1 protein-coding gene is annotated in these 776 nt (G+C 54.6%); it reads left to right on the forward strand.

Annotated elements, in window-relative coordinates; genetic code table 11:
• Window positions 1–18: 18 nt before the first annotated feature.
• The coding region (locus C7B65_RS27090; RefSeq protein ID WP_244913311.1) for a transposase at window positions 19–776 on the forward strand (758 nt) is incomplete at its 3' end.

Genomic DNA, 776 nt, shown 5'->3' on the forward strand with positions numbered 1-776 from the left:
TTAGTGGGGGTGGTGGATGTGGAAACCAAAACCGCTTACGCCCTGTCTGCCCAACAGACGCTGGCTCAAGCAGAGATGCCGAGCGAGATCACGCGGATGGATCAATATCTCTACCATCTCGAAGCCGTGCGTCCACCCCTACCTCACCAGGTGCGCTACTTAGCAGTGGATGGGACCTATGCCAAGGAGGGCTTTATCCGGGGGGCGGTGGACTGCCAGTTAGACGTGATCAGTAAGTTGCGCGGTGACGCGAATCTGCGCTATCTCTACACCGGCGAACAGAAGACGCGGGGCAGACCGCGCCAATACGATGGCAAAGTGGACTTCACCGACTTGAGTCGGTTTACCTGCATCAAAGCGGTGCAACCGAATGTTGACCTGTACACCCAACGGGTATGGCACGTCTCCTTGAAACGGGAGATTCGAGTCGTCTACCTCATCGACCGTCGCGTTCCTCACCGAGTTCGCACCTGCCTGCTGTTCAGTACCGATGTCGAACAAGACCCTCAGCAGATACTCCAGTTCTACAAACTGCGCTTCCAAATTGAATTCATCTTTCGCGATGCCAAACAATTCACCGGCTTGGAGGATTGCCAAGCCCGTGACCTGACCAAACTGGAGTTTCACTTCAATGCCTGTTTGACCGCACTCAATTTAGCAAAAGTTGAGACCAATCCACCGCATCTGGCGCAAGCACCGATTCCGTTCTCGATGGCAACGGTGAAGCGACGGGCGCTCAATCAGCATCTTCTCGAGCGCTTTATTGCCACCTTAGA

It is taken from the genome of Phormidesmis priestleyi ULC007 (genome assembly GCF_003003695.1).
Classification (GTDB): Bacteria; Cyanobacteriota; Cyanobacteriia; order Leptolyngbyales; family Leptolyngbyaceae; genus Phormidesmis_A; species Phormidesmis_A priestleyi_A.